This is a genomic window from Endozoicomonas sp. ISHI1, from assembly GCF_024606225.1.
Lineage (GTDB): Bacteria > Pseudomonadota > Gammaproteobacteria > Pseudomonadales > Endozoicomonadaceae > Endozoicomonas_A.
Genome location: NZ_JAGRPU010000007.1, coordinates 173,902 through 185,744, shown reverse-complemented (window position 1 = coordinate 185,744; position 11,843 = coordinate 173,902). Strand labels below are relative to the sequence as shown.

Annotated in this window: 2 protein-coding genes; both read right to left on the bottom strand. The window is 48.0% G+C overall.

Translation table 11 applies throughout. The annotated features are described in order from the left end of the window. Window positions 1–5,632: hypothetical protein (locus KBW69_RS07070; RefSeq protein ID WP_257280444.1), on the bottom strand; the 5,632-nt coding region annotated here is incomplete at its 3' end. Between the two features lie 82 nt (window positions 5,633–5,714). Next, the gene (locus tag KBW69_RS07065; RefSeq protein ID WP_257280443.1) at window positions 5,715–11,840 is read right to left on the bottom strand and encodes a hypothetical protein; all 6,126 of its coding nucleotides are present in this window, start codon (window positions 11,838–11,840) and stop codon (window positions 5,715–5,717) included. Window positions 11,841–11,843: the final 3 nt, after the last annotated feature.

Sequence of the window (11,843 nt, the reverse complement as noted above, 5' to 3'; positions counted from 1 at the left end):
AGACTTGTTCAATGCCGCTGTGGTAGGCATATCGGCCGGTTCGGTCAGGATCAACACCGTAGCGTTCCAGCCAGTGCTGGAAAGGTGTGAGCATTCTGTGGCTGTAATCGCCCCTGTTGGTCAGATCCAGAAGATAGAGGAAGGCCATGTTTGAGAAGGACAATTTGGCAGCCTCCGGGGCAGTATGGGCCACCAGCAGAGGTCGGTAGTTGGTGAAGTACCAGGTGACCGCCTGTATCAGGGAGGCTAAAGGCTTGGCCCAGTAATCATTGAGCTGTTGCTCAACCGCTGCGGCATGAGCCTGCATTAATGTGTCATGGATCGCCTGGATCAGCTCTGATTCAGACAGGCCTGCGGCATTGGCATAAGGTGTCAGGGTGTCCTGAACATGGGTCAGGAATGCTGCCGTTCTGCGGCCATTTTCAAAGGCAATATCGTCAAGAACGTAGTTGGCGATGATCGCAGCGGCGTAGTCTTTCATGCCGGCAACAGACTCTTTCATACCCGCGGGGTTGGTGGTGGTCAAGGTCACAGGATTAAAGGCACTCTGCATGAATTCCTTAATACCCTCGTCGGACAGCATCTGGACGACCTTCTTGAACTCAGGCAGCTTGATGCCATGTTTATAACCAAGGAAGTGTTCAAATTCATCCACTGTCTGATAATCGTTGATACCTCTGAAGGACTTCATGTAGTGCTCAAGTTCAATCTTGCTGATCAGACCTTCGCGCAGCAGAGCGATAATCTTTTTAGCACTGGCAGAATGGGTAGCGAAGTAGTCTGAGAAGCTTTTCAGATTCCCTGGTTCATGCTCGATGTGGTGAATGGCTGCTGCACCCATGCCGTGTATTTCGTCGTCGTATTGTTGAGCCCCCGTTTTCAGCTCATTTCTGGCCATTATTTTCAGCTTATCGATAGTTTGCAATACATTCAGAGGCTGATGTTCTATAGGCTCGGAAGGGAGGTCCGGGAAGGTCGTCTTCAGGTTCCTGAAGACTTCCACGATCCGACTGGCCTGATCAAACGCCAGACCATCTCCTGTCAATGCCCGCAGGCGGACCGGTGCGAATTCATCGTCAAAATCGAAAAAGTTAGAGTCCTGTATAAACTTACCGCTTTCTGTTGCTAATTCTGCCAGACCCAGTGAGGCTTCCAGAGCTTGTTTTTTGAGAGAATGCTGCTGCGTGAATTTGTGGATAGCGTCCAGAACTTCTGCTTGTTTTGGCGAGTACTGGAAGGGGCTGTCATCATTCACAACAGCTTGCCTGGCAGCCCTCAGAGCTTCGGTCCTTGTCGCCATGGATACTTCCCGGATTTCAATCTGATATTCCAGACGGGCCTGATCACGAAACAGTTGCCCGATCCTGCCGCCAGTACCATCATCACCGCCCAGTTGTACCTGTTTGTTTCTCAGGGCATTAATCCGTTGTTCATGGGTGTCAGAAGTGTCTGATTTAAGACCCACGGACGCTTCAGTGGCCTCAAGAACTGCTTTGTGATAATCCGTAAGAGCGACTTCTGCTTTTAATACCGCATCACTTTTTTGCTTCAGGACTAAACCCAGCCAGGCCATTTCGTCCTCATGCATGGGTTTAGCATTCTGATCCATGTATCCAGGATCGATAATCTCCTTTTCCTGACGATCCAGTTTCTCTTTTGCATCCCACTCTTCAAGCCGTGCATTGGCTAGTTCTATACTTTTCCTGTCGTGCTCACGCAGAAATTCCGTGACCTGAGTGTACTTTTTTCTGGTTAAAGGCAGTCTACCCAAGGCTTCTTTCTGACCATGAGAGTCTGTGCAAGAAGAAATGGTAATAAAGTAATCAGAGTCTTCCAGTAAACTGAGGCCACTCGTTATCTCAATGTTCAGATTTGTTTTGGCTCTCAGATTCTCAAGGATTTCATCTCGTTTTTCTGCGCTTTTTTTCTTTAATAAAAGTCTTATGTCTTCTATTCGTCCTTCAGAGGTCTGATCATCATCGGCAGCCAGACCCAAGTGGATCTGAACCTTTTTCATATCCCGATTGAGGGCTTTGTTGCCTCTATCCGAGAGGTGTTGGATGTCAGCACGGTTCCCCGCAAATTTCACGTTTTTGCCTTCAAGCGTAGCCAGCAAGCGATATGCGCCTGTTAGCTCATCCACTGCTTCTTCCACTTCTCGTCTGGCAGTAGCCAGCTCACGATCAAGGACGTATCGGGGCTTTGGTCCCAGGGGAGCCATCAGCTCGTCAAGCTCATTATCAATGGCTCTGATGCGCTCACTCACATCAGGCTCACCTATTTTCCGAACGCTGACATCCAACTGATACAGTCTGTATTCAATCAGACGGTTCTGTTCGTCGATGGTGGCATCATCTTTGTAGTCCTTGATGTTGAGTTGACGAGCCAATGCATTGTTTCTGTCTCTTCTGACAGCTTCATCGTCATAGGCTTCGTCTACTTCATCCAGTAAGTCGAAAATTTTGGCTCTTATAGCATCCTTCTTGTTGTGCAGGCTGTCATCCATTTCTAACTCTACCCCAAGATCATCGGCCAGTATAAAAACCAATAAATGGCCTCTTGGTTTAGCAAAAGCGTTTTCACTCGTTTTGATGTTCAGCTTTTCCTCTATAGCTTCAAGCCATTGTCTCTGTTGATCTCTGGCTCGCTCCTTCGAACCTTCGACACTATAGGAAAGACGCGCTCGAAGCCTCTGGAATTTGATAGCCCTCTCAGCCAGTAGTGTTCTGTCCAGTAGTGTTCTGTCTTCTTCCCAGAGGGCAGTCAGCAGCTGATCCAGGACGTCTTCCGGGATATCATCGCTGTCAAGTTTTAAACGAATGTTGGAGAGCCTTGCTGCTTTGTCATCATCTTTATAAACTCTGACTTTGACTTTGAGGTTCAGTATTGTCTCCATTGCTTCCAGTATTTGCAGGGCCTCCTCCTCTGCCTGCTTTGCGATTTCTTCGATGTGTGTCTGCATCTCATCAGAAATAGCCTGACGACGGACATAAATATCCTGCTCTTTATGGAGACCTTCTATCCCGGCAGCTTTTTCCACAGCACTGATTTTCAAGAGTACTTCAGGCCAGGCTCTTGTGTGGCCCGGAGTTCTTATGTCTTTCAGTACTTTTTCCAACTTGCGAATCTTACGACAGGCTACATCTATCAGGGTGCTACGATACTCTACTGTCCAGTCTTTACTCATCTCAATACCGAGCATTGATGCCAGAGCATTTTGCCTGGCCTTGAGGATGGCTTCTCCTTCTGCGTCTTGAACATTGAGGGTCTGAAGTTTCTGTAGCAGGTGTTTTTGATGATCACTGATGGTCTGAAGTTTCCGAAGCAGGCGTTCTTGCTGAAGAAAAATATCGGCATTGCCGTCAAAATTCTCAATGTTCAATTGCTCGGCAATGTCTGCATGGCGGGCTTTGATTGCAGTGAGTTCTTCAGCATAGGTTTCGGTGCTCTGAAGAGGTTCCTGATCGACCTGCTGCATCAGGTGCTGTTGATGCTGAATGTTCTGATGACGAGCTTGCAGATCATTTTTGTTATCCGGAACCAGACCGAGAAGATCTGCAACGATAGCCAGTCTCTGTGCGGCCAGCTCAATGTTCTGGCCTGCCTGCTGTTGCAGATGGTGATGAATGGACTCAAAGCGGGCATCCAGATCGTCTTCATTGCCCGGAATAATATCGAGATGACCTTCAATAGCCGCCAGTTTTGCTTTAACTGCTTTTTCCTCAAACTCTCCTGCTATGGCAACGGTTGAGGCAACCGCTCTGTTGATTTCATTAATTCTCTCTGTGATGAGTCTCTTTTGCACTTCGGGAGGCTGGAAATCATCCCAGTCATCAATGCCGAGTTCGGCTGCCATTTGAGCGTTGCGAATTTTTGTGGCTTTCACTCTGGCGTCAGAAGCTTGTTGTTCCAGCTCTGGAATTCGATCAGCTTCCTGTTGAAGTTTATCTCGCCATTTTTTCGTGTCTTTCCATTCTTGAAGAAGCATTTCAAGCTCCTCCTCAATTTGCTTCCTGAGGGATTGTGCTCTCTGCTTTTCCGCTTCAATGGCATTGGCTCTTTCGGTTGCATGCTGTAAGAAATTTTTAAGCTGGGCGAGTTCGCCCGCTCTTGCATTCAGCCCCTCCTGCTGGTTTTCCAGCTCAAGTAGCTGTCTGGTCATGTCTCCAAAGACTTTGGTAGCCAGCTTGACGTCGTCTCCAAAACCATTGGCAGGCAATTCAGCTACAACGGGTATAACCCTCTGAACACTTTGAACAAATGCCTCGCTAGCCAGAAGATCTCTCAGTACAGGTTTGAAGTTGAAGTGTTTTTCGAGTTGAATCTGTAGCCAGATTGCCGTCATGATCGAGGAAGCAACTTTGATGTGTGCTGCTGTGAATTCAAACTCATTTTCATTATCGGGAGTAGCGCTGATCAATGCCTGCTGCAGCGCTTCATAGCGGGCAAGCGCCAACAGTTTACCTTCTTCAAATTCAGCATCGAACTGCACAGCGAAGTCAATAGCAAGTTCCTCCAGCAGCGCCATCTGCCTGCTTCGGATGATGTGCTGATAGCTTTTGAGTTTGTCTTTTTTAACCTGTGCCGTCACTGCAGGAGCGGGGGCATTACCGACAACTTCTGCCCTGAGGTTGAAGAGGCTTTTTACAAAAGCAATATCGGTTGGATTCTGCTTTTGACCATGGAAAACGATAATCTCTTCAATCTCTTCTCCCGGAGCCTGAACCACTTCCAGTCTTGGGTAACCATCGGGCACATAATAAGCCAGTGTTTCATCCTCAACATGTACTACATATCCGACGGGTTTCTGGTATGCCAACAGTTCATTCAGAGCTTCCTGTTGTAAACTTTTACCCAGAACATAAACCTGGGTATAGGCTGAGGTGGCTGCGGCCAAGAGAGTCTCATCATTGATAAAGAGTGATTTACCCAGACGCTGCGGTTCAGGTGGCTGATCGCCTGAAGCGACAAGACGCATGAAGGTACGCCCGGCTACTTCAACTTCGTCTATTTTAATAGTGGCAAGGGCAGTATACTTGTCCGCCGCTCCAAGGCTTCCTGCTCTTCCATTCGCACCTTTCAATATTCTGGCCAGTTGTTTGGGGCTGGCGACTTTCGTCAGAGGTTCTAACAGTCGGGTGTTAACTGATTGAATACGAACAGCCCTTATTGAATTTTGACAAGTCATCCCATCTCTGACTTCAATAACCAGTTGCTTTTCTGCAAGGTTATGGGTGAACCTGAAGACCCCCTCATTACCGACCCTCAGGACTTTGGTGTATTTCTGAGCAACGTCATTCTTGCCTGTCTCAAAAAGATCCACACTGGAAACGCCACCGTCAATGCCAGAAAGAACATCTGTAAAGCCCTCAGAAGGAACGTCATAGACTGCTCTGGCTTCAGTCTGATCAGGGTAGGTGGTGGTAAAGGATTTGGGTATTGGTTGCTGGTCATCCCCCAAAGTTGGCTGAACCACGACCTCAGTCTGGGTAAACTCCACACCTTCATTGCCCGGAATATCGAAAGATTTGGTCTGCAGCCTGCGATCGGCCAGTGCCTGTGTACCAATGATGGAAGAATAGATTGCAATGGCCACTGCAAGGCTTACTGCATTGGGGCGAGCCTGTGTCATTCTGGTACCTCGGAGCTGAGTATTAGTCGCTTCATGACTGTTAGTTGCTCATGGCTGTCAGTTGCTCATGGCTGTCAGTCGCTCATGGCTGTTCCGTTAAGCTGAAATGTTCACCAGTATCAAGGTGGTGTGCCGAGGTTGCAGATGGAAAGCCTGATTGTGAGGCATTTCTCTTATCATGACCGTGAACTGTCTGAACATCGCCCTTTTGCCATTTGTAAAAGGCTCCGGGAGTGTAGAAGTAAGGAATACTTTCTGCGTGGGAGAACGACCATTTGGGCACATTTGCCTTAAAGTATTTCTCCCAGCCATGCTCAAACATCCTCATGGTGCGATCACGTCGTTCACGGAACTGAAGATAATGCTCGTTTCGGGTCCAGCCATACATAATGTTGTTTGCTTTAACACGGTTGGCATACTCTTCATCGGTTTCATTGAAGCGTTGAGGTGTGGCAATAGCCGTACGTTTCACATATTTATCTTGCGTTTCCCCCATGCCTATCCAGCGATTAAGCTGGTCAAGACTGCGGCCCAGAGGTCCGCCCAGCCATTGAGTGAGCATCTTGTTGTCGTTCATGAAGAAGTCGAAAGTGAGACTCGACGCCAGAGCGAATCCGAAGGTCTGAGCATAGGTATACCCGGATACAAGACCGTGGGCGTATGCTCCGACAGTGGCTACCGGACCCAGCACCAGGCCGGCTGTGGCCGAGGCCAGGATTTTCACTTTTTCTGGTGTGATTCTGTGCAGCAGCGGTATCTGAACCCCTTGTCCGGAAGCCATGGATTGGAGGATTTCGGGAACCAGACGGTAAATGCTGCGATACATCCGGGGGTTGGCGTTGTACTGTCTGGCAAACAGCAGAGAGCCGGTTTTCAATAGAATGACCGAAGAAGCGGCCTTGCCCAATGGCATGGCCAGCCCGCCTGCTTCAGAGATTTTTTCAATGCCACTGTGGCAGGCATATTGGCCGGTTCGGTCAAGGTCAATACCAAAGCGTTCCAGCCAGCGCCGGAAAGGTGAGAGCATCCTGTGTGTGTAATCGCCCCGGTTGGTCAGATCCAGAAGATAGAGGAACGCCATGTTTGAGAGAGACAGTCTGGCTGCCTCCAGGACGGAATGGGTCACCAGTAGAGGTCTGTAGTTGGAGTAGTACCAGGTGACCGCCTGTACCAGAGAAGCTGAAGGTTTGACCCAGTAATCATTGAACTGGTGCTTAACCGCTGCGGCATGAGCCTGCATCAATGTGTCATGGATAGCATGGATCAGGTCTGATTCGGACACGCCAACAGCACTGGCGTAAGGTGTCAGGGTGTCCTGAACATTGGCCAGGAATGCTGCCGTCCTGTGGCCGTTTTCAAAGGCAATATCGTCAAGCACGTAGTTGGCGATGACCGCAGCGGCGTACTCTTTCATGCCGGCAACAGACTCTTTCATACCTGTCGGCCCAGTGGCGGTTATGGTAGGGGCAAAGGCACTTTGCATGAATTCCTCAGCACCCTTGTCGGACAGCATCTGGACAACTTTCCTGAAGTCAGGCAGATTGACGCCGTGCTTGTAGCCAAGGAAGTGTTCAAATTCGTCCACTGTCTGATAACCGTCGACACCTCTGACGGCCTTCATGTAGCTTTCAAGTTCAATCTTGCTGATCAGACCGTCACGCACAAGAGCTATGATTCTGTCACCACTGGCAGAATGGGTAGCGAAGTATTCAGAGAAACTTTTCAGGTTCTCTGGTTCATGCTCGACGAAGTGGATGGCTCTTTTGCCCATGCCATAAATTTCGTTGTCGTATTGTTGAGCCCCGGTTTTCAACTCATTCCTGGCCCTGTACGTTAGAATCCGGACTTCTTCCAGGGCATTACGAGGTTGCTCCTCTTCAGGCTCGGAGGGGTATTCCGGGAACGTTGCCTTCAGGCTCTTGAAAACTTCCACAATCCGACTGGCCTGTTTAAACGTCAGCTTGTCTCCGACCATTGCCTGCAAGCGAATCGGTGCAAATTCATCGTCAAAATCGCAAGTTGTAAGGAATGGTGTCTTAAGGAACGGTGTTGTCTTACCGCTTTCTGCTGCTAATTCTGCCAGACCTATTGCAGCTTCCAGAGCTTGTTGTTTGAGTGAGTGCTGCTGCATGAAGGCGTCCATAGCGGCTCGAATTTTTGCCTGTTTCAGTGTGTACTGGAAGGGGCCACGATCACTTTCGACAGCTGTCTCTGCGGCATTCAGGACTTCCTTCCTTCTCCTGATGTCTGCTTTCCTGATTTCAATCTCCTCTTCCAGACGGGCCTGTTTCATCAGTTGCCGGATCTTGCCACCATTACCATCTTTTCCGCCCAGTTCTAACTGTTTGTTTCTCAGGGCATCCATCCGTTGTCCAAAGGTGTCAGAAGTATCTGGTTTAAGATCCACGGCTTCTTCAGTGGCATCAAGAAACGCTTCATCATAATCTGCAAGATCGTCTTCTGCTTTTGATATAGCTTCATTTTTCTGCTTCAGGATCCAATCCAGCTTAGCCATTTCGTTCTTATGTACGGATTTAGCCTTCTCATCGGAATCTCCAAAATCGATATTCTCCTGTTTTTTACGATCCAGATTCTCCTGTGCATCCCTCTTTTCAAACCATCTACTGGTCAAGTCCATACATTTTCTGTCACGATCGCGCAGGAATTTCGTGACCTGAGCGTAGTTTTTTTTGGCTAAAGGCAGTTCATTCAATGCTTCCTCGAGGATACCGGTTTCGTCCGGATCATGATTATTTTTATGGGCTGTAACGGAGAAAATGTAATCAGTATTTTGCAGTGTACTGAGGTCACCTTCTTTGATCAGGAGATTCAGATCATGTTTGGCTCTCAGTTTCTCAGTGATCTCATCTCGTTTTTCTGCACTGTATTCCTGCAGGAAATGTCTGATGTCTTCTACTCGCTCTTCAGATGTTTGTTCGTCACCTGCAGTCAGACCCAGGTCGGTCTGAAGTTTTTTCATTAGCTGATTGAGAGCTACATCGTCTTTATCGGGGATATAGTCCAGGTCAGAAAGTTTCCCGGCAAATACAATGTGCTTGCCACGCAGCGTCTTCAGTTCGCGATGAACATCTCTCAGATTACTTTCAGCTTCTTCCAATGCTCGTCTGGCAGTGGCCACCTCACGATCAAGAACGTATCGGGGCTTGGGGCCCAGTCGGGCTATTTGCCTGTCAAGCTCTTTCTCAATGGCAGTAAGGCGCTCATTAACGTCAGGCTGACCCGCATTGAAAACTTCTTTATTCAACTGTTGGAGTTTTTTTTCAACCAGACTGTTCTGGTCTTCAATAGTGGCATCCTCTTTGTAGTCCTCAATGTTGAGTTGATGAGCCATTTCATTGTTCCAGACTCTTCGGGCAGCTTCGTCATCATAGAGTGCGTCTGATTTTTCGAATAATTCCTGAATTTTAGTGCTCAGGGCACCCTTTTGTTCAGCCAGGTCGTCATCCTGCTCAAATGCCACATTCAGAACTTTGGCCAGTTTGACAGTGGTAGCCTTGCCTCTTCCTTCAGCAGCAGCGTTTCTATGAGGGTAGATGTTCAGCTCTCTCTCTAAAGCTCCAAGCAGACTTGCCTGTTGTTTTTTGACTTGCATGTCCAGGCACGAATCTTTGACTTTATAGTGAAGAATCGCACGAAGCTTGTTGAGTTTGAGATCCCTCTCGTTCAGAGCTGCGCCGTCTTCTTTCCGGAGGGTTTGATCTATCTGATCCAGCAAGTGTCCTGAGACATCATCGCCGTCAAGTATTGTATGAACCCGGGCAAGTTTTACTGCATTGTCGTCCTCTTTATTGAATTTTATGTTGAGTATTTTTTCTATGGCTTCCAGCAGATCAGTCTGTTGGTCTCTGGCTTGCGTGTTCGGGCCAGGGTCCTGGAGTTTATAGTGAAGGTGCGCAAGAAGGGTGAGCAGCTGGAAATCCTTCGCGTGCAGAATTTTGCTTTCATATCTCCAGAGGATGCTATCAATCTCATCCAGCGTTTCACCCAGTATTTTATCTGAGAGATCATAGCTGTTAAGTACGCTGAAAATCCTGGTGAGTTTTGATGTTTTGTCATCCTCTTCACTGACGTTGATGTTGAGCATTTCTGCTACGACTTCCAGTATGTACCGGGCCTCTTCCTCTGCCCGCTGTCTGGCGTCTCTGATGTATTCCTGCATGTCTTCAGCAATGCCCTGACGACGGAGATACAGATCGTTGTTTTCATCAAGGTAATGAATCTCCAGAGCTTTTTCTACGGCACTCAGCGTCTTGAGGACTTTAGGCATGGCTTCCTGGAGGTCTGGTGTTGTAATGTCATCCACTTTCGGTTTCAAATCTGCAAGACGATGGAATCTGTTGTGTCGCATTACTTCAAATTGTGCGATGCGTTCTTCTAAATGTGCGATGCGTTCTTCAAACTGTGCGATGCGTTCTTCCAGTGCCTGGTTTTTCTGAAGCTGATCTTTATGAAATTCGTCGTCTGGAGCTCTCATTGAAAGTATTTCGTTGCGCAGGCTTTTTTGTTGAACATCCAGTATGTTAACTTCTTTCACCAGCTCTTCCACATAGACAGAAAGCCGTGCTCGCGCATCCTCAGATTGCCGATAGAGCAGGAGTGTTTCCTTTGTTAGCATTTCACTGGCAGTAACTTTCTCCGTTGTGATCCTTAACTGGTTTCTAAGCTTGATGAGTTCGCCTTCTGCTGCCCGCTGCTCTTCCAGCTTGATTTGATTCTCAATCATCTCTCTGGCCATGTCGGCCATGATTTTGTCTGCAAACGGTTTCGCGTTGTAAAAATTATCGGTCTGTAATTCGGCGGCAAAGGGTAAAATATTGAGAAAATTCCGAACAAAATGCGGGTTAGTCAGAAAATCTCTAAGTGCGGGTTTGAAGCTGAAGTGTTTTGCAAGTTGATTATGTATCGAGGGTGGCGTAATGAAAGACGAGGCGAATTTGACGTGTTCTACTGAGAAATAAAATTCATCTGCATGATCAGGAGTAGCAGCGGTCAATGCCTGCTGGAGAATTTCATAGTATGCCAGCATAAGCGCCGCATCATGATCTTCGAAAACACCAACATCGTGCCGCGCAGCTAACCCCTCGAGCAGTTCCATCTGCCTGCTTCGAATGACGTATTGGTAGCTTTTGATCTTGTCTTTTTTAACTTGTGTTGATACTCCAGGAGCGGGGGTATTAGCATCAACCCTTTTCCAGACGTCAAAGATTTTTTCCACAAAAGCGACATCTGTCGGATTCTGCTTCTGACCATGGAAAACAATAATCTCTCCCGGAGCTTCAGTCACTTCCAGCTTTGGATAACCTTCAGGCACAGGGCAAGCCCGCCACTCATCCCCAACGTTTACAACATAGCCGACGGGTTTATGGTAGTACAAAAGATCGTCCAGAGCTTTCTGTTGTAAACCCTCTCTCAGAGTATGAACCTGGGTATAGGCAGAGGTCGCTGCTGCCAAAAGTGGCTCATCATTAACAAAGAGTGCTTGATCCAGACTCTGCAAATCAGGAGGCTCATCGTCTGCAGCGACAAGGCGCATAAAGGTGCGACTGTTCACTTCAATTTTGTCAACTTCGATGGTGGCAAGGGCAACATAGTGATCAACTTCGCCAAGGCTACCTGCTCTTTCATTGGCTCCTTTCAGCACCCCGACCAAATGATTGGGGCTGGCGATTTTCGTTGTCGGTTCCAGTGGTTGGATGTCACCCGATTGACTTCGAACAGCCTTAATTGAATCCTGACTGGTCATTCCGTTTCTGACTTCAATGACCAGTACTTCTTCGGCAAGATTATGGGTAATCTTGAAGATCCCCTCATTACCTGCCTTCAGGACTTTGGTGTATTTCTGAGCAACGCCATCTTTGTCCGTTTCAAACAGATCAATACTGGAAACACCACCACTGATGCCAGAAAGAACATTTGTGAAGCCTTCAGAAGGAATCTCATAGCCAGCTCTGGTTTGAGTCTGATCGGGGTAGGTGGTGGTAATGGATTTGGGTATTGGTTGCTGGTTGTGACCTAAAGTTGGCTTAACTATGACCTCACTGTGGGTAAACTCCGCGTGTCCATTGCCCTGAATATCGATAGATTTTGTCTGTAGCCTGCGTTCGGTCAGTGCCTGTGTACCAAGGATGGAAGAACTGATGGCAACGGCCACGGCAAGGCGCAATGCATTGGGGCAAGCGTGTGTCATACT